This window comes from Solimonas variicoloris DSM 15731 (genome assembly GCF_000382285.1).
Lineage (GTDB): Bacteria > Pseudomonadota > Gammaproteobacteria > Nevskiales > Nevskiaceae > Solimonas > Solimonas variicoloris.
Genome location: NZ_KB907926.1, coordinates 355,595 through 373,067, shown reverse-complemented (window position 1 = coordinate 373,067; position 17,473 = coordinate 355,595). Strand labels below are relative to the sequence as shown.

Here is a 17,473-nt window from a genome sequence, read left to right as displayed (position 1 = left end):
CTTGCCTTACCGCTTCTCCGGCGCCGCGGCGGGCGGCAGCCACGGCAGCGCGTCCGGCAGTTTCGCCTGCGCCTGCGGCGCGCCCAGGTAGAAGCCCTGCAGTTCGGTGCAGCCCATCTTCCGCAGCGCGAGGAACTGCGCCTTGTCCTCGATGCCCTCGGCGGTCACCGGCACGTTGAGCGTCTGCGCGAGGCTCAGCACCGCGCGCACGATCGCGACCGCGCGGGCGTCCGATTCGATGTGCGAAATGAAGCGCTGGTCGATCTTGATGCGATCGAACTGGAAGCTGTGCAGCGTCGCCAGCGACGACCAGCCGGCGCCGAAGTCGTCGAGCGCAAGACTGACGCCGAGCGCCTTGAGCTGGCTGAACATTTCCATCACGTGCCCGGAATGGTCGAGCAGCGCCGACTCGGTCACTTCGAGTTCCAGACGCGATGCTGGCAGGCCCGAGCTCGCCAGCGCGTCGCGCACGTGCATCAGCAGTTCGCGGCTCTCGAGCTGGACCGGCGAAACGTTGATGGCGACCTGCAGGGGCCACGGCCATTTCTGCGCCGCCGCGCAGGCTTCGCGCAGCATCCAGGCGCCGAGCTCGTGGATGAGTCCGCAGGACTCGGCGACAGGAATGAATTCCTGCGGCTGGATCGCGCCGCGCGTCGGATGCTGCCAGCGCACCAGCGCCTCGAAGCCGCGGGTCTTGCCGTCGGCGGCAGCGGCGAGCGGCTGGAAGGCCAGGCTCAGCTGCCCGTTCTTCAAGGCTTCGCGCAGATCGGATTCGATGTTCCAGGCCGGTGCGCCGTGCGGCTCGGCGACGCCCTCGGCGCGCCGGCAGCCGTGCCGTCCGCCGCGCTTGACGGCGTACAGGGCATCGTCGGCGTTCTTCAGCAGCGCCTCCGGCGTCGTGCCATCGTCCGGGAAGATGGCGATGCCGATCGAGGTGGTGACGCTGACCGACAGCGAGCCGATCGAGATCGGCCGCGCGATCGCGGTGAGGATGCGCTGCGCCAGGCTGTACGCGCCGGACGGCTGGTGGAGGCCGCCCTGCACGATGCAGAACTCGTCGCCGCCGAGACGGGCGACGGTATCGGTCGGGCGGACGAGCCCGACCAGACGCTTGGCGACGATGCTCAGCAGCTGGTCCCCGACCGGGTGGCCGTACTGGTCGTTGACGTCCTTGAAGCGGTCGATGTCGAGCATCAGCAGCGCCGCCTGATGTCCGGAACTGGCTGCCGCGGCGATCGTGGCGCGCAGCCTTTCGTCGAGCTGCGAGCGATTGGCGAGCCCGGTCAGCGTGTCGTGCTCGGCCAGATAGAGCGTGCGCGCTTCCGATTCGCGGATGCGCGTGATGTCCGAGATCACGGCGACGATGAACGGCTGCTCGCCGTCGCGCGTCGGCAGGTGGATCAGCCGCTTGCGCGTCAGTATCACGCGCAGCGAGCCGCTGCCATCGGTCAGGACTTCCTCGTTATCGTGCTGCTGGCCGCTTTCGAAGACGAGGTCGTCGATCCTCCAGAACACGTCGCGCTGCTCGCCGGGCAGGGGCTCGTCGCCTTGCGCGAGCATCTGCTCGCGAGTTTGGCCCATCAACGCGCACATCGCGTCGTTGACGACGACGAGACGGTGCTGGCGGTCCTTGAGGAACACCGGATTCGGAATGGCGTTGAGTATCGCCTGCAGTGTCTCCACTGATGCCGTGATCGGCGAGTTCTCCAGCATAGGCGGTCCTCTTTCCATGGTTTGCCCGCTGATGTTCTGCGATCAGGATAGCAGCAGGCATGCGCGCACGAGCGCCGCGCCAGCCGGTGAATGCCGGGCGACCGGTCAGCGATTCAGGATGGCGGCGTGGTGGCGCAGATGGTCGGCGACGAAAGTCTGGATGAACCAGTAGCTGTGGTCGTAGCCGGCGTGGCGGCGCAGCCTCAGCGACTGGCCCGAGATTCGCGCCGCCGTCTCCAGCGCCTGCGGCTGCAGTTCACGGTCGAGGAAGGCATCGGCTTCGCCCTGGTCGACGAGGATCGTCGACGGGTGCGCGCGCGCCGCCATCAGCTCGCTGGCGTCCCAGTCGCGCCAGCGCGCGCGCTCCTCGCCGAGGTAGTGCGTGAAGGCCTTCTCGCCCCACGGCACGCGGCAGGGATTGCTGATCGGCGCGAACGCCGAGACCGATTGCCAGCGCGCCGGATGGCGCAGCGCCGTCACCAGAGCGCCGTGACCGCCCATCGAGTGGCCGAAGATGCCGCGGCGGTCGCTCGCGACCGGGAAGTGCGCCTCGATCAGGGCCGGCAGTTCGAGATTGACGTACGAGCCCATGCGGTAATGCGCGGACCACGGCGCCTGCGTGGCGTCGAGATAGAAACCGGCGCCGACGCCGAAGTCCCAGTGCTCGCGATCGCCCGGCAGCTCGATGCCGCGCGGGCTGGTGTCGCAGGCGACCAGCGCCAGGCCCAGCTCGGCGGCGAGGCGCTGCGCGCCGGCCTTGATCATGAAGGTCTCGTCGCTGCAGGTCAGGCCGGCGAGGTAGTACAGCGCCGGCACCTTGCCGCTGCCTGCCTGCGGCGGCAGATAGACCGAGACGTGCATCGTCGTGCCGGTCTGCCCGGAGGCGTGCGTGTAGCGGCTCTGCACGCCGTCGAAGCAGCGCTGTTCGGAGATCGTTTCCATGTGCGGTCTGGTGCGGTGATCGTCTGCGCCCGGCGTCGCCGGCGTGGCCGTCATCAGTAGACGACGACGCTGCGGATCGACTCGCCGCGCGTCATCAGATCAAAGCCCTCATTGATGCGTTCGAGCGGCAGCACGTGCGTGATCATCGGGTCGATCGCGATCTTCTTCTCCATGTACCAGTCGACGATCTTCGGCACATCGGTGCGGCCGCGCGCGCCGCCGAAGGCCGAGCCCTGCCAGCGGCGGCCGGTGACGAGCTGGAACGGGCGCGTGCTGATCTCCTGGCCGGCGGCGGCGACGCCGATGATGGTGCTGACGCCCCAGCCGCGATGGCAGCATTCGAGCGCCTGGCGCATCAGCGTCGTGTTGCCGACGCACTCGAAGCTGTAGTCGGCGCCGCCGCCGGTCAGTTCGACGAGATGGGCGACCAGATCGCCTTCGATCTCTTTCGGATTGACGAAATGCGTCATGCCGAACTGCCGCGCCATCGTCTCGCGTGCGGGGTTCACGTCGACGCCGATGATCTTGTCGGCGCCGACCATCTTCGCGCCCTGAATGACGTTGAGGCCGATGCCGCCGAGGCCGAAGACGACGACGTTGGCGCCGGCCTCGACTTTCGCCGTGAACAACACCGCGCCGAGGCCGGTGGTCACGCCGCAGCCGATGTAGCAGACCTTGTCGAACGGCGCGTCCTCGCGGATCTTGGCGAGCGCGATCTCCGGCATCACCGTGTAGTTGGCGAAGGTCGAGCAGCCCATGTAGTGATGGATCGGCTTGCCCTGGAAGCTGAAGCGCGAGGTGCCGTCGGGCATCAGGCCCTGGCCCTGCGTGGCGCGGATCGCCGTGCACAGATTGGTCTTGCGCGAGGTGCAGCTCTTGCACTCGCGGCATTCCGGCGTGTAGAGCGGAATGACGTGATCGCCCTTCTTGAGGTGCTTCACGCCCGGCCCGACATCGACGACGACGCCGGCGCCTTCGTGGCCGAGGATGCTCGGGAACAAACCCTCCGGGTCGGCGCCGGACAGCGTGTACTTGTCGGTATGGCAGATGCCGGTGGCTTTCAGCTCGACGAGCACCTCGCCGGCCTTGGGGCCGTCGAGCTGCACGGTTTCGATGACGAGGGGCTGGCCGGCTGCGAAGGCGACGGCGGCGCGGACGTCCATGGGGAACTCCTGGCGGGCGTGGGCGGGAGGGGGAGGCCGGACGGGCCGGACCGCGCGCGCGATCCGGCCTCGCGAGGCGAGGAAAGCGGCATCGTGCCGGCGCGCGCCGGGTGGCGCAAACCTGTGCCAGATGTGGCACAGGCGCGGCGGACTCAGTCGCTGCGGTAGCGCTGCAGCGCGTGGCGTTCGAGCTTGCGGTACAGCGTGCGGCGGCTGATCGCCAGACGGCCGGCGGCGAGGCTGACGTTCCAGCCGCAGCGTTCGAGCATGTCGCGCAGCGTTTCGCGCTCGGCGTCGGCCAGCGGCCGGCCGGCCGCGGACGCGGCCGACGGCGGCGCCTGCACGATGCCGTAGCAGAGCAGCCCGGCGCCGGGCCGCGGCAGCGGCTGCGCGTGCGTCGGCGTGCGCGACAGCGCCAGCAGACGTTCGAGCCGGCAGCCGAACAAGGTTTCGACCGGCGCGCCGCAGACCTCGGCGTGCTGCGTGCGCCCGAGCCAGTCGAGCGCGCTGCGGTTGGCGGCGAGCACGATGCCGTCGGCGTCGAACGCGAGCAGGCCTTCGCCGGCGGTCGAGACGAACTCGCGGCGCGGATGGAAGCGCAGCAGATGGTCGTGGCGGTGGTGGTCGAGCAGCGCGCGGTGTTCGATGTTCTGCACCGCCAGGCGCACCAGCGCCTGCGTCGGGCCGGCCGACAGCGGCAGGCGTCCGGACATGTTGAGCGTGCCGGCCAGACGGCCGCGGCCGTCGGCGATCGGCGCCGCGCAGCAGGTCAGGCCGGCGTTCTGCGAGAGGAAGTGGGCCGGCCCCTCGATCAGCACCGGCGCGCCGATCGCCAGGCAGGTGCCCATGCCGTTGGTGCCCTGTTCGGCCTCGCTCCACACCGCGCCTTCGCGAAAGCCGGCGGCGTAGGCCATCTCGGCGAACGAGGGATCGCCGCAGTAGCTGAGGATCACGCCGTCGCGGTCGGTCAGCATCACGCCGACCGGCGCGTTGAACAGCTGGCAGAGGCTGCGCATCTCGATCTGGGCGATCGGATAGATCGCGCCGGCACGCTCGCGGCGCTGGCGCAGCTCGGCGCCGCGCACGATCGCCGGGCGCCGCGGCCGGCCCGGTTGCAGCGCGTAGTCGGCGAGGCAGCGCTGCCAGGACGCGCGGATCTGAGCGTCGTAGCGCGCCGCCGCGCGGCCGCCGCTGACGACGTCCGCGACCAGGCGGGCGTGCTGCAGGGAATGGGAGCCTGGCTTCATGGCGGCGACGGTGTTACGGAAAGTGCGCCGGATGATAAGCGCTGGCGCGCGCGGCGGCCGGCAGCGGCAGGCAGGTGCGCCGTCGGGCGTTGCGGCAAGGGCACGGCCCGCGGCTTCACGGTGCGCGAGGTGCCGGGACGGGAGAAGCCCCGGCCACGGCACCCTGTGGAGGGCCGCGGCCGGGGCCGTCGGGGTTGCCGGGCGACCGTTCTCGGCGCCTGTCAGCAGGCGCTAGTCGAGCAGGCTCAGGTCCCGCACCGCGCCGCGGTCGGCGCTGGTCGCGAGCTTGGCGTAGGCCTTCAGTGCGGTGCTGACGCGGCGCTGGCGCGGCGCCGCCGGCTTCCAGCCGAGGGCGTCCTGCGCGGCGCGGCGCTTGCTCAGTTCCTCGTCGCTGACGGCGATGCGGATCGTGCGCTTCGGGATGTCGATCTCGATGCGGTCGCCGCTCTCGATCAGGCCGATGTTGCCGCCCTCGGCCGCTTCCGGCGAGACATGGCCGATCGACAGGCCCGCGGTGCCGCCGGAGAAGCGGCCGTCGGTGATCAGCGCGCACTGCTTGCCGAGCCCCTTCGATTTCAGGTAGCTGGTCGGGTACAGCATCTCCTGCATACCCGGGCCGCCGCGCGGACCTTCGTAGCGGATGACGACGACGTCGCCGGCCTTGACCTGGCCGCCGAGGATGGCATCGACCGCCGCGTCCTGGCTCTCGAAGACGACCGCCGGGCCGCCGAACGTGAGGATGCTGGCGTCGACGCCGGCGGTCTTGACGATGCAGCCGCGCTCGGCGAGGTTGCCGTACAGCACCGCGAGGCCGCCGTCCTGGCTGTAGGCGTGGGCCTTGTCGCGGATGCAGCCCTTCTCGCGGTCGAGGTCGAGCGCGTCGTAGCGGCAGCTCTGCGAGAAGGCCTGCGTGGTGCGGATGCCGGCCGGACCGGCGCGGAAGAATTCGTGGACGGCGCTGTCCTGCGTGCGCGCGATGTCCCAGTTGTCGAGCGCCTCGGCCAGCGAGCGGCTGTGCACGGTCGGCACCGAGGTGTCGAGCAGACCGGCGCGGTCGAGCTCGCCGAGGATCGCCATCACGCCGCCGGCGCGATGCACGTCCTCGAGATGGTGGTGGCTCGACGGCGCGACCTTGCACAGGTTCGGCACCTGGCGCGACAGGCGGTCGATGTCCTGCATCGCGAAGCCGACTTCGCCTTCCTGCGCGGCCGCCAGCAGATGCAGCACGGTGTTGGTCGAGCCGCCCATCGCGATGTCCAGCGACATCGCATTCTCGAACGCCGCCTTGCTCGCGATGTTGCGCGGCAGCACGCGCTCGTCGTTGTCGACGTAGTAGCGGCGCGCCAGTTCGACGACCAGGCGGCCGGCGCGGCGGAACAGCTGTTCGCGGTCGGCGTGGGTGGCGACCAGCGAACCGTTGCCGGGCAGCGACAGGCCCAGCGCCTCGGTCAGGCAGTTCATCGAATTGGCGGTGAACATGCCCGAGCACGAGCCGCAGGTCGGGCACGCGGAACGCTCGATCTGCTGCACGTCGGCGTCCGACACCTTGTCGTCGGCGGCGGCGACCATCGCGTCGATCAGGTCGAGCGGGATGACCTTGTCGGCGAGCTTGGTCTTGCCGGCCTCCATCGGGCCGCCGGAGACGAACACGACCGGAATGTTGAGGCGCATCGCCGCCATCAGCATGCCGGGCGTGATCTTGTCGCAGTTGGAGATGCAGACCAGCGCGTCGGCGGTGTGCGCGTTGACCATGTACTCGACGCTGTCGGCGATGATGTCGCGCGACGGCAGCGAATAGAGCATGCCGTCGTGGCCCATGGCGATGCCGTCGTCGACGGCGATCGTATTGAACTCCTTGCCGATGCCGCCGGCCTTCTCGATCTCCTCGATCACCAGCTGGCCGAGCTCCTTGAGGTGCACGTGGCCGGGCACGAACTGCGTGAACGAGTTGGCGACGGCGATGATCGGTTTGCCGAAATCGCCGTCCTTCATGCCGGTGGCGCGCCACAGCGCGCGGGCGCCGGCCATGTTGCGGCCGTGGGTGCTGGTACGGGAGCGGTAATGGGGCATGGCGTGAGGTCCTGGCGGGCAAGGCTGGGAAAGGGCGCTATTGTGCTGCGCTTCGTGTATATCGGCTAATACAATATCGAGAAGGCCGATATAGGGATTGCGAATAGTGGACCTGCGCCAGCTGCGGTATTTCACGGCGATTGTCGAGGAGGGCAGCCTGTCGCGTGCGGCGGCGCGCCTGCACGTCTCGCAGCCGCCGCTGTCGACCCAGCTCAAGGCGCTCGAGGACGAGATCGGCGTCAGGCTGCTCGAACGCAGCAACCGCGGCGTCACGCCGACCGCCGCCGGCGTGGTGTTCTACGAGGAAGTGCGGGCCGCGCTGCTGCGTCTCGAACAGGCCCGCCAGCGCGCGCGGCAGGTCCACGAAGGCGATGTCGGCGCGCTGGCGGTCGGCTTCGTGTCGATCGCCGACTACGGCATCCTGCCGCCGGCGCTGAAGCGTTTCCGAAGCCGCTATCCGCGGGTCGAGGTGCAGCTGCACGAGCTGACGACCGACGCGCAGATCCGCGAGCTGCGCGCCGGGCGGCTCGATCTGGCGATCGGCCTCGCGCCGGTCGACGAGCCGGATCTGCGCTTCGAGCGCGTGCTGCGCGAGGCGCTGGTGCTGGCAGCGCCGGCCGATCATCCGGCGGTGCAGGGCGAGGGCGCGGTCGACCTGCGTGTGCTCGCCAGGGACAGCTTCATCGTGCCGCCGCGCGACATCGGGCCGGGGCTCTACGATCTCATCATCAGCCGCTGCCGCGCCGCCGGCTTCGTGCCGCGCATCACGCAGAGCGCGCGGCAGATGCAGACCATCATCGGTCTGGTGTCGAGCGGCATGGGCGTCGCGCTGGTGCCGGCCTCGGTCCAGCAGCTGCAGCGCGCCGGCGTGCAGTACCGGCCGCTGCGCGGCCGGCCGGCGCAGATCGAGCTGGGCATCCTGCGTCCGCGCGGCGACAGCGGCCCGCTGGCGGACAACTTCGCCGCAACCCTGCATCGCGTCGCTGCCGGCGACGACGCAGCCGCCGGCGCCTGAACGCCGCTGGCGGAGGGCGTTGCCGATGCACCGCCATCGGCCGCCGCGGGGCGCGGCGCCTATAATGCGCACCATGTCCGATTCCTCCGCCTACGAACGCCTATCCGCTACGCTCGCGCGCATCGGCCACGGCGAAGACGCTTCCGAGTACCACGGCGCGCTGTGCGGCGCGCTGTGCGTCGCCAAGCCCGACGAGATCGATCTGCTGCGCCTGATCGAGCACGACGAACAGGCGGTGCCGAACGATCCCGACACGCGCCGCGCGCTGGTCGAGCTGCGCCGCGAGACGGTCGAGGCGCTGCAGGACAGCGACATGGCGTTCGACCTGCTGCTGCCCGACGACGACGAGGTCGCGCTGGTGCCGCGCGTGCGCGCGCTGGTCAGCTGGTGCGAGGGCTTTCTGTTCGGCTTCGCCAGCCGCCCGGGCCTCGACCTCGCGCGGCTCAGCGAGGACGCGCGCGAGATCGTCCGCGATCTGACCGAGTTCACGCAGGCGGCGGTCGGCGAGGAAGACGATCCCGACATCGAGGAAACCGCCTACGCCGAGCTCGTCGAGTACGTGCGCGTCGGTGCGCAGCTGCTGTACATGGAGCTGCACCCGCGGCCGACGCTCGATCCCGCGCAGTCGCAGCACCTGCACTGAAATGCCATGAAGCCGAATGCCGCAGCCCTGAAGGAATACGCCCGCCGCCGTGCCGCGCTGATGAAGCGCATCGGTCGCGACGGCGTCGCCATCATCCCGTCGGCGCGCGAGGTGATCCGCGCCCGCGACACGCACTACCGTTTCCGCCAGGACAGCGACTTCATGTACCTGAGCGGCTTCCCCGAACCGGACGCCATGCTGGTGCTGGTGCCGGGCCGCAAGGTCGACGGCCACAAGGCCGAGTACGTGCTGTTCGTGCGTTCCCGCGATCCGGCCCGCGAGATCTGGGACGGCCGTCGCGCCGGGCCCGAGGGCGCGGTGCACGACTACGAGGTCGACGAGGCGTTCACCATCGAGGAGTTCGAGGAGCAGCTGCCGCAGCTGCTCGGCGGCCGTTCGCGCGTGCACTACACGATGGGCGAGCACCCCGAATGGGACGCGAAGATCGCCGCCTGCGTGCGCGAGATCCGCGAGGTGTCGCGCCGCGGCGCGATGGCGCCGACCGACTTCGTCGCACTCGAGACCAGTCTGCACGAGATGCGCCTGCACAAGTCGGCGAGCGAGCTGAAGACGCTGGCCGAGGCCTGCCGGATCAGCGCCGAGGCGCACGTCCTGGCCATGCGCGCGGCGCGGCCGGGCCTGCGCGAATGGCAGGTCGGCGCCGAGATCGAGGCGCACTTCCTGCGCCATGGCATGCAGCCGGGCTACGGCTCGATCGTCGGCGGCGGCGCCAACGCCTGCATCCTGCACTACGTCGAGAACGACGACGTGCTGCGCGACGGCGAGCTGCTGCTGATCGACGCCGGCGGCGAGCTCGACGGCTACACCGCCGACATCACGCGCAGCTTCCCGGTCGGCGGCCGCTTCAGCAAGGCGCAGCGGGAGGTCTACGAGATCGTGCTCGCCGCCAACGAGGCGGCGATCAAGACGCTGAAGGTCGGCGAGTCGGTCGGCAAGCCGCACGAGGTGGCGACGCGCATCCTCACTGAAGGTCTGGTCGATCTCGGCCTGCTCAAGGGCAGCGTCAAGGATCTGATCAGGGCCGGCAAACAGCGTCGCTTCTATATGCATGGCACCGGCCACTGGCTCGGCATGGACGTGCACGACGTCGGCCGCTACCGGATCGACGGCGAGTACCGCCGCTTCGAGGCCGGCATGGTGATGACGGTCGAACCCGGTCTCTACATCGCCCCCGGCAGCGAGGGCGTCGACGAGCGCTACTGGGGCATCGGCATCCGCATCGAGGACGATGTGGTGGTGACCGACGACGGTCCGCGCGTGCTGACCGGCGGCGTGCCGAAGGCCGTCGCTGAAATCGAAAAGCTGATGGCGGCGTGAGCGCGGTGACGGACGCAGCGCCGCCGCCGGCATTCGACGTCGCGATCGTCGGCGGCGGTCTGGTCGGCGCCAGCCTCGCCGTCGGCCTCGCGCCGGGCGGGCGCCGCGTGGCGCTGATCGAGGCGGCGCCGCCGCCGGCGACGGCGCCGAGCTGGGACGAGCGCTGCATCGCCCTCAATCACGCCAGCCAGCAGATCTTCGCCGCGCTCGGCGTCTGGGACGCGCTGGCGCCCGAGGCGGCGCCGATCACCTCGACGCACATTTCCGAGCAGGGCCGTTTCGGCGTAGCCCGCTTCAGCGCCGCCGAGGCCGGCCTCGACGCGCTCGGCTACAACGTGCCGCTGCGTGCGATCGGCCAGGCGCTGTGGCAGCGCCTGCAGGCGCTCGGCACGACGGCGCTCTACTGCCCGGCGCAGCTGCAGGGCCTGCAGCGCGACGACGAGGGCGCGACGCTGCAGCTCGCCGACGGTCAGCGCCTGCGTGCGCGGCTGGTCATCGCCGCCGACGGCGCCGGCTCGCGCGTGCGCGAGCTGCTCGGCATCGGCAGCGCGCGCCGCGACTACGAGCAGTCGGCGATCGTCAGCGCCGTGCGCACGACGCGGCCGCACGGCGGCTGCGCCTACGAGCGCTTCACGCCGGAAGGGCCGATCGCGCTGCTGCCGAAGACGCGCGACGCGCACACCTGCTCGCTGGTGTGGACCACGCCGGCGGCGGCGGTCGCCGCGCGGCTCGCCGCCAGCGATGCCGAATTCATCGCCGCCGCCGAAGCCTGTTTCGGCGAGCGCCTCGGCCGCTTCGTCGAGCTCGGCCGCCGCCAGGCGCATCCGCTGGCGCGCGTGCTCAGCGACGCGCTGCAGGCGTCGCGCGTGCTGTTCGTCGGCAACGCCGCGCAGTCGCTGCATCCGGTCGCGGCGCAGGGTTTCAATCTCGGTCTGCGCGACGTCGCCACCGTCATCGAAGTGCTCGACGCGGCCGGCGCCGATCCGGGCGTGGCCGCCGTGCTCGACGATTACGCCGCGCGCCGCGCGCGCGATCGCGAGCGCGTCGCCGGCTTCACCGACCATCTGGTGCGTCTGTTCTCGAACCGCGTGCCGGGCCTGCGCGGCCTGCGCCATCTCGGCCTGCTCGCGCTCGATCTGGCGCCGCCGCTGAAGCAGGCGGTGATGTGGCAGAACCTCGGCTTCGGCGGCGACACGCCGCGCCTGGCGCGGGGCGGCTGATGCGCGCGATCGCGCAGTGCGACGTCGCCGTCGTCGGCGGCGGCTTGGTCGGCGCCGCGGCCGCGCTCGGTTTCGCGCAGCAGGGTCTGAGCGTGCAGCTGCTCGAGCGCGGCGGCCCGACACCGCGCGTGCTCGATGCCGGCGACGACTACGATCTGCGCGTCTACGCACTGGCGCCGTCCTGCGTGGCTTTGCTCGAACGTCTCGGCGTGTGGCCGCAGGTGCAGGCCACGCGCAGCTCGCCGTACCAGCGCATGCAGGTCTGGGAGAGCGAGGCGGAACGCGCCCTGCGTTTCGACGCCGGCGACGCCCGCGTGCCGGCGCTGGGCCATATCGTCGAGAGCGGTCTGCTCGCCGACGTGCTGTGGCGGCATCTGCCGGCGGGCGTGGCGCGCGCCGGCGTGCAGGTCGCGGCGGTGGCGAGCGACGATGCCGGCGCCGAACTGCGGCTCGACGACGGCGGCACGCTGCGCACGCGTCTGCTGGTCATCGCCGAAGGACGCGAATCGCGCCTGCGTGCGGCGCTCGGCATCGAAGCCGTCAGCGCCCGCTACGAGCAGACCGCGGTGGTCTGCCATGTGCGCACCGAGCGGCCGCATCGACAGACTGCCTGGCAGCGCTTCCTGCCGACCGGCCCGCTGGCGCTGCTGCCGCTCGCCGACGGGCGCTCGTCGATCGTCTGGTCGTCGACCGCGGCCGAGGCGCTGCTCGCGCTCGACGACGAGTCGTTCTGCCGCGCGCTCGGCGAGGCCAGCCAGCACGTGCTCGGCGCCATCACCGCTTGCACGCGGCGTGTGCAATTTCCGCTGGCGCTGCAGCACGCCGAGCGCTACGTCGCCGGGCGCGCAGTGCTGGTCGGCGATGCCGCGCACGTCGTCCATCCGCTCGCCGGGCAGGGCGTCAATCTCGGCTTCGGCGACGTCGCCGTCCTGCTCGACACGATCGCCGCGGCACGCGCCGAGGGGCGCGATTGGGCGGCGCCGCGCGTGCTGAAGCGCTACGAGCGCGCGCGTCGCGCCGACGTGCTCGACATGCTGGCGGTGACCGACGGCCTGTATCGCGCCTTCCGCGTGCCGGGCGCCGGCCGCCTGCGCGATGCCGGTCTTGCCGCCGTCAACGCCGTCGCCCCGCTGCGCCGCGAACTGGTGCGCCGCGCGATCGGCGCCTGAAGCGTCGCTGGCCGGCGCCGGCTGGCGGACGCGAAAGCGGCTCCCGAGACAAAAAAGGCCGCGACCCTCGTGTGTCCACGACGGTCGCGGCCGGCTCGTGCCGTCGACAGGCTTACGGGCACATCGTCTGCGGATTCGGGAACGGCGTGACGCGCAGGAAGCGCGGTTCTTCCGGCAGGCGGATCTGACGGCCGTCGCTCAGCGTCAGCAGGTACTGGCCGTTGCCGAGGATCTCGGTGTGCCCGGCGGCGTTGGTGACGGCGATGCTGCCGGCGAGCACGCCGTTCAGCGTCGCGCCGAGCGCCACGCCCTGTTCGAGATGCAGCAGTTCGAGGCTTTGCACGATGATCGGATCGCTGGCGCAGGCGAGATCGCAGAGATACGCGTAGTAGTCGGTGCCGCGAATGCCGATCGTGGCGACCGGCGTCGTCACCCGGTATTCCTCCGGATCGGCCTTGCCGATCAGGCCCGACACTGTGCGCAAGCCGCCCTTGAGCAGGCGCAGGAACGCGCGCTGCACGCCGCCGGACGACGGCGCGGTCGCCGCCGGCGCGGCCGCTGGCACCGGCGGCGTGGCCGCGGGCGGGGTGTCCGCTTTGGCCGCAGCGTCCGGTGCCGGGCCGGCGTAGGCATAGGCCTCGATCGCCAAGCGCGAGTTCGGCCGCAGAAGCACGAAGGCGCCGTCGCTGAAGCGCACGTTGATGTAGCTGTTGGGGCCGGCGTTGACGACGTCGCCGGCGTAGACCTTGTCGCCCTTGGCGAGGTCGCGGACGTTGCCGCCGTCGGGGCTGAGCGCGGTGCCGTGGCCGGTCAGCAGGACGATTTCACCGGCGGCCGGCGCGGCGTTCGCCGACGGTGTCGCCGGCACGGCGGCGATCGCCGGGGCGAGCCAGGCGAGTGCGCAGGCGGCGAACAGGGCAGGGAGGTGGCGCATGGCGGTTCTCGTCGGTTTCATCACTGGCATTGCGTCGCCTGCGATTCTTCGCTGACCAGCGCCGGCTCGCTGCCCGGCGGCAGGGCCGGCTGCAGATCGTGCACGGTCACGGTCTGGGCGAGCCCGGTGGTGATGGTGGCGACGGTCTCGGCGGTCGCCTCGTCCTCGGCCGTCGGTTCGCCCGGCGTGCCGGGACCGGGGCCGGCGGTGCCGGCGAGCACGGCGACCACGCCGCTGGTGCTCAGCTGCCCGGCGCCGTTGATCTTGCCGTTGGTCATGAACAGGTAGTTCGCCGCGTCGCCGCTGGCCGTCAGTGCCGGGGCCTGCGGGCCGCTGATGTTGATGTCGCCGGAGTACCCGCCGCCGCCGTAGGCGAGCGTCACCGACGAAGCCGAGATCGGCAGATTGAGGCTCTGCACCAGGTCGATGTTGCTGGTATCGCCGGTCGGGCGGTAGTTGTAGAAGAAGCTGCCTTCGGTCGCGATGTGCTGCGCGCTGACCGAGGCGGCGCGCACGTACAGATAGCCGCCGCCGAGGTAGACGTCGCCGAGGGCGACGCTGCCACCGGCCTCGAAGCCGGCATTCGGGCCGTAGCTGCGCGGCATCAGGTTCGGCAGATCCGGATGGGCGGCGGCGAAGCGCTCGATCTGCGCGAGCAGATCGGCGTCGTAACCGATGGCGATGCCGTCGCCGATGCCGAGATAGGAGTTGCTGCCCTCGGTGCCGTCCGAAGCCAGCGCGATCGAGTCGCCGGCGGTGACGCTGAGCGCGTCGGCGTAGAGCTGCAGCGACGCGCCGGCGGTCTTGGCGACATCGTGGCTGCTGCCGACGTAGACGTAGCCGCCGTTGATGTCACCGCTGATTTCGACGTCGCCGCCGGCGCCGTAAAGCACGATCGCGCCGTCCTCGCCGGACTCCATGCGCGTTGCCGAGATGGTGCCGCTGTTGTTGACGACGGTCTTGATCAGCGCGCGCGCGACAACTGCTGTCATGTAGACGGTGCCGCCGTCGGCGCGCAGCTCGCCGCTGTTGCTGACGCCGGCGTTCTGCGAGCGCGCGGCGAGCAGTGCGTCGTTGTCGGCGACTTCGTAATTGATGAGGCCCTGTTCGTCGAACGACAGCGTCATCGAGGCGCCGGCGTGCAGCGCGACGCGGCCGTAGTTGGCCTGGATCAGGCCGCCGTTGTGCACCTGGTCGGCGAGCAGCATGACGTTGCCGCCGTCGGCGACGATGCTGCCGTTGTTGACGATGCTGCCGGGCATGCCGCTGCCCTGCTGGAACTTGTAGCGGCCGGCGTTGAAGTCGGCGTCGCTGATGTCGAGCGTGGTCGCGATCAGCGAGCCGACGTTGATCTGCGCGCCCTGCCCGAAGACGATGCCGTTCGGATTGACGAGGAAGACGCGGCCGTTCGAGCTGATGCTGCCGGCGATGTTCGAGGCCGCGGTGCCGGTGACGCGATTGAGGATCGCCGCCGAAGCGCTCGGCAGATCGAAGCGCACCGATTCGTCGGCGCCGACCGAAAAGTCCTGCCAGTTGACGATGGCGCTGTTAGAAGTCTGTGTGACGACCATCCGGCCGCCCTGGCCGCCGATCGTGACGGTGCCGGACACGACCTGACCGCCACTCGGATTGGCGGCGGCGAGCGCCGGTGCCAGCAGGGCGACGGCGGCGGCGATGTGGGTCTTGGCGAGGTGAGTCATGAGATCACTCCGGAAGCTCAGAACGCGACCGACAGCGACGCGAACACGCGGCTGCTGTCGAGCTGGTCGCTGACCGTGCGGTTGTCGAGCGGGAAGGCCCAGTCGGCGCGGATGGTGACGCGATCCCACGCGAGGTCGGTGCCGACGCCGGTGGCGCTCAGCGATTCCTTGGCGTCGATGCCGGCCGGCGCGTCGATCAGATAAGTGCTGCCGGCCTCGATGAACACGCGCGGCACCCAGAGCAGCCCCGCCCAGCCGATCGGGCGGCGCAGCGTCAGCGAGCCGAAGTAGCCGCGGTCGCCGCGGATCTCGCCGGCCGGATAGCCGCGCACGCTGGTCGGACCGCCGAGCGAGTAGGCTTCGGTGTCGACCAGCGGATCCGGCGAGTAGACGCCGTTGACGCGCGCCAGCAGTTGCGTCTGCCAGAGCAGCGGCTGCAGGTGCTGCACGTCGAGCTCCCAGCGCAGCAGTTCTTTGCCGTGCGTGACGCGGCTGCCGTTGGCGAGCAGATCGTCGCGGTCCTGGCTCTCGAAATTGCTGTGGATCGTCGTGTTGAGCTGGGTGACCGCGAGGTTGCGGTAGCTGTGCGTCAGCTGCGCGCCGAGCTCGACGAGGTTGATCGCCGTGCTGTTGAAGGTCGCGCCGGTGAAATCGGCGTTGGCGAGCGTGCGCGACACGCCGGCGCTGAGCGTGAGCTGGGTCGGGCCGCCGCGCAGCAGCGGATGCTCGACGAGCAGGCGGCCGGCGCGGTTGCGGCCGTCGATCGGCGCATCGACGACGTCGAACGCCGCTTCGCCGTACGAGACCTTGAAGCGGGTGCCGCCGAAGTTCAGCGGCAGGCCGTACTCCAGAAAACCGTAGGTCAGCAGGCTGTCCTCGGAGCGCATCGCGATCAGCGTCAGCTGGTCTTCGGTGCCGAATGGATTGTTGAACTGGCCGAGCGCCGAGACGCGGAAGCGGCCGACGTCCTTGCGGCCGAAGTTGTCGGCGTTGATCGAACCCTCGACCGGTTTTTCCTCGACGCGGACGACGAGGTCCGTGGTGCCGTATTGCGTGCCGGGCCGCAGCACCGCACGCGCCTGCAGACCGGGCAGCGTGTTGAGCGTGCGCACGCTGTCCTCGACGTCGTGGCCGCGGTAGATGCTGCCCGGCGGCGTTGCGCCGAAGTAGCGGCGGATCTGCTCGTCGCTATAGAGCGTGTTGTGGTCGGCGTCGATGTGGGCGATGCGGCCTTCGCTGACCTGCAGCTGCACGGTGCCGGCGCCGATCTTCTGCGGCGGCAGCGTCACCGCAGCCAGCGTGTAGCCGTGCGCCACGTAGTAGTCGGTGACGCGGTCGGCGGCTTCGTACAGTTCCAGCAGGGTCAGCGGCCGCTGCGTGTACGCGGCGATCACGCCCTGCAGTTCCGCAGTCGGGAAGACGGTATTGCCGCTGAACTCGAAGCGGCTGACGGTGACGGTCGGGCCGCCGGGCGCGACCGTGCGCGCGCTGCTCGCCGGGGTCTCGATCTGCGGCGCCGCCGGCGTCGCTCTCAGCGGCTCGGGCCGCTTCAATGTGTCGCCGACCTGGCCGGGCGTGACCTGGGCCAATGCCGGTCCGAACGCGCCACCGAGCGCGAGCGCCAGGCTCGCGGCCTTTCGATCCATCCGCAAAAGCATGCTTCCCCCGTAATGTTCTTGTTTGACGCGCCGCCGGCCGCCAGAAGCAAAGGGCGAATATAGCCGACGCCCGCTGGCGCAGACCGGCATTTGTCTTGACGACGGCGCGCCGCGCGTGTGCCAGTTCACGCCGCCGCATCGGGCGCCCCCGCGCCCTGTCCGACTCGCCAGCGGCCGGCCGGCTCGCTTATCATGCGCGCACTCCGCGTCCCGGAAGACCACCTGTACTGGTGGCCTTGGCCGGCGTGGCATCAAGGATCTAGTAGCAAAAAGGATCTAGTAGCAAACAGCACCGCGCGAGAGACCACCGGTAACGGTGGCGCCGAAGGCGCAAATCCGCCCGGAATCGCTCAGGGTTCCCGGCCGCGCTTGCGAAGCGCAGCTTCGCGCGGCCGGGAACGCCCGGCCATGGATGGCCGGGCAGGGGCCGGATCGGGACATGCGGTTTCGCCACGGATGGCCGTGGCCGAGTTTGTTTTAAAGTAGCAAGCAGCACCGCGCGAGAGACCACCGGCAACGGTGGCGCCGAAGGCGCAAATCCGCCCGGAATCGCTCAGGCAAACGGAGCGCGGTGCTGCATAACACTCTGGAGAGCGCCCGCCGCAAGGCAGGCCACCGACGAGGCAGAAGCGGTCCATCCGCTTTCGAACTTTCAGGTACA

13 protein-coding genes and 2 riboswitches are annotated in these 17,473 nt (G+C 70.5%); of the genes, 5 read left to right on the top strand and 8 right to left on the bottom strand.

The genetic code is table 11. The features are described from left to right. Positions 1–6 precede the first annotated feature (6 nt). From H149_RS0104280 to ilvD, 5 genes are all read right to left on the bottom strand, one after another. Entirely contained in the window at positions 7–1,713 is a 1,707-nt protein-coding gene (locus H149_RS0104280; RefSeq protein ID WP_020648502.1) for a putative bifunctional diguanylate cyclase/phosphodiesterase, read from the bottom strand. Positions 1,714–1,818: 105 nt separating this feature from the next. After that, entirely contained in the window at positions 1,819–2,655 is an 837-nt protein-coding gene (gene fghA / locus H149_RS0104275) for an S-formylglutathione hydrolase (protein ID WP_020648501.1), read from the bottom strand. Positions 2,656–2,708: 53 nt separating this feature from the next. Beyond that, positions 2,709–3,818 (bottom strand): S-(hydroxymethyl)glutathione dehydrogenase/class III alcohol dehydrogenase, encoded by a 1,110-nt coding sequence (locus H149_RS0104270; protein ID WP_020648500.1) that lies wholly within the window; start codon positions 3,816–3,818, stop codon positions 2,709–2,711. 152 nt (positions 3,819–3,970) lie between these two features. Beyond that, a complete protein-coding gene (locus H149_RS19650) occupies positions 3,971–5,065 on the bottom strand; it encodes a sigma-54-dependent Fis family transcriptional regulator (RefSeq protein ID WP_051101786.1) in 1,095 nt (364 codons plus the stop codon). A 231-nt stretch (positions 5,066–5,296) separates the two neighbouring features. Next, positions 5,297–7,135 (bottom strand): dihydroxy-acid dehydratase, encoded by a 1,839-nt coding sequence (ilvD, locus tag H149_RS0104260; RefSeq protein WP_026352843.1) that lies wholly within the window; start codon positions 7,133–7,135, stop codon positions 5,297–5,299. Between the two features lie 106 nt (positions 7,136–7,241). Here ilvD and H149_RS0104255 point away from each other — a divergent pair, with 106 nt between their 5' ends. The 5 genes from H149_RS0104255 (at position 7,242) to H149_RS0104235 (ending at position 12,520) form a co-directional block, all read left to right on the top strand. Beyond that, entirely contained in the window at positions 7,242–8,150 is a 909-nt protein-coding gene (locus tag H149_RS0104255; protein WP_020648498.1) for a LysR family transcriptional regulator, read from the top strand. A 73-nt stretch (positions 8,151–8,223) separates the two neighbouring features. Continuing rightward, a complete protein-coding gene (locus H149_RS19645) occupies positions 8,224–8,793 on the top strand; it encodes a UPF0149 family protein (protein ID WP_169518306.1) in 570 nt (189 codons plus the stop codon). 6 nt (positions 8,794–8,799) lie between these two features. Continuing rightward, positions 8,800–10,131 carry a Xaa-Pro aminopeptidase gene (gene pepP / locus H149_RS0104245; protein WP_020648496.1) on the top strand — a complete coding sequence of 444 codons (1,332 nt, stop codon included), beginning with the start codon at positions 8,800–8,802 and terminating at the stop codon, positions 10,129–10,131. Beyond that, on the top strand, positions 10,128–11,351 hold the full coding sequence (ubiH, locus tag H149_RS0104240; protein ID WP_020648495.1) for a 2-octaprenyl-6-methoxyphenyl hydroxylase: 1,224 nt from the start codon (positions 10,128–10,130) through the stop codon (positions 11,349–11,351). The genes pepP and ubiH overlap by 4 nt, the downstream gene beginning before the upstream one ends. Beyond that, positions 11,351–12,520, top strand: coding sequence for a UbiH/UbiF/VisC/COQ6 family ubiquinone biosynthesis hydroxylase (locus H149_RS0104235; RefSeq protein WP_020648494.1), 1,170 nt, complete (start codon positions 11,351–11,353; stop codon positions 12,518–12,520). Before ubiH ends, H149_RS0104235 begins: the two co-directional genes overlap by 1 nt. A 112-nt stretch (positions 12,521–12,632) precedes the next feature. On the opposite strand, the gene H149_RS0104230 is transcribed toward H149_RS0104235, so the two are convergent. The 3 genes from H149_RS0104230 to H149_RS0104220 are packed head-to-tail and all read right to left on the bottom strand — an operon-like array spanning position 12,633 to position 16,800. Next, positions 12,633–13,454: a FecR family protein gene (locus H149_RS0104230; protein WP_020648493.1), complete on the bottom strand. Its 822-nt coding sequence runs from the start codon at positions 13,452–13,454 to the stop codon at positions 12,633–12,635. Between the two features lie 20 nt (positions 13,455–13,474). Further along, a complete protein-coding gene (locus tag H149_RS21945; protein WP_020648492.1) occupies positions 13,475–15,154 on the bottom strand; it encodes a two-partner secretion domain-containing protein in 1,680 nt (559 codons plus the stop codon). A gap of 17 nt (positions 15,155–15,171) precedes the next feature. Next, positions 15,172–16,800, bottom strand: a complete 1,629-nt coding sequence (locus H149_RS0104220; protein WP_020648491.1) for a ShlB/FhaC/HecB family hemolysin secretion/activation protein — start codon at positions 16,798–16,800, stop codon at positions 15,172–15,174. Between the two features lie 297 nt (positions 16,801–17,097). After that, a riboswitch (glycine riboswitch) is annotated at positions 17,098–17,188 on the top strand. A gap of 112 nt (positions 17,189–17,300) precedes the next feature. Continuing rightward, positions 17,301–17,391: riboswitch (glycine riboswitch) on the top strand. The last annotated feature ends 82 nt before the right edge of the window (positions 17,392–17,473 follow it).

What these genes read in the sequence shown, in the direction of transcription:
- H149_RS0104280 (WP_020648502.1), bottom strand. Translation starts at nt 1,713, where the DNA reads ATGCTGGAGAACTCGCCGATCACGGCATCAGTGGAGACACTGCAGGCG.
- fghA (WP_020648501.1), bottom strand. Translation starts at nt 2,655, where the DNA reads ATGGAAACGATCTCCGAACAGCGCTGCTTCGACGGCGTGCAGAGCCGC.
- H149_RS0104270 (WP_020648500.1), bottom strand. Translation starts at nt 3,818, where the DNA reads ATGGACGTCCGCGCCGCCGTCGCCTTCGCAGCCGGCCAGCCCCTCGTC.
- H149_RS19650 (WP_051101786.1), bottom strand. Translation starts at nt 5,065, where the DNA reads ATGAAGCCAGGCTCCCATTCCCTGCAGCACGCCCGCCTGGTCGCGGAC.
- ilvD (WP_026352843.1), bottom strand. Translation starts at nt 7,135, where the DNA reads ATGCCCCATTACCGCTCCCGTACCAGCACCCACGGCCGCAACATGGCC.
- H149_RS19645 (WP_169518306.1), top strand. Translation starts at nt 8,224, where the DNA reads ATGTCCGATTCCTCCGCCTACGAACGCCTATCCGCTACGCTCGCGCGC.
- pepP (WP_020648496.1), top strand. Translation starts at nt 8,800, where the DNA reads ATGAAGCCGAATGCCGCAGCCCTGAAGGAATACGCCCGCCGCCGTGCC.
- H149_RS0104235 (WP_020648494.1), top strand. Translation starts at nt 11,351, where the DNA reads ATGCGCGCGATCGCGCAGTGCGACGTCGCCGTCGTCGGCGGCGGCTTG.
- H149_RS0104230 (WP_020648493.1), bottom strand. Translation starts at nt 13,454, where the DNA reads ATGCGCCACCTCCCTGCCCTGTTCGCCGCCTGCGCACTCGCCTGGCTC.
- H149_RS21945 (WP_020648492.1), bottom strand. Translation starts at nt 15,154, where the DNA reads ATGACTCACCTCGCCAAGACCCACATCGCCGCCGCCGTCGCCCTGCTG.
- H149_RS0104220 (WP_020648491.1), bottom strand. Translation starts at nt 16,800, where the DNA reads ATGGATCGAAAGGCCGCGAGCCTGGCGCTCGCGCTCGGTGGCGCGTTC.